Genomic DNA, 254 nt, shown 5'->3' with positions numbered 1-254 from the left:
GCCGTTATCAACGCTTCTGGAAAACTGAGAGGCGGCGGGTCGTGTCGATATCGTTCAAGTGGGCGCAGTATCCGAAGAGTGTCATCCTCTTCGCGGTGTTTTTCTATCTGCGTTACCCCGTCTCCTAGAGAGTGTCCGATCTTCTGTGTATGATTGATCCGGTCCATGCTTCACCGAAAGGAAGCATGCATGACGATCTCCAAGGAACTTCTGGATGAACTGCTGAAGGGTGTTGAGCGCCCTGAGGATCTGCT

At 52.4% G+C, this 254-nt stretch carries 1 pseudogene; it reads left to right on the top strand.

What is annotated here, in order from left to right:
- Positions 1-41: 41 nt before the first annotated feature.
- Positions 42-125: pseudogene (locus IB235_RS26080) on the top strand (IS6 family transposase); the annotation flags it as partial.
- Positions 126-254 lie beyond the last annotated feature (129 nt).

The sequence above is a fragment of the Paracoccus sp. PAR01 genome (genome assembly GCF_014851995.1).
Classification (GTDB): Bacteria; Pseudomonadota; Alphaproteobacteria; order Rhodobacterales; family Rhodobacteraceae; genus Paracoccus; species Paracoccus litorisediminis.
This window is presented reverse-complemented; position numbering and strand designations above follow the sequence as displayed.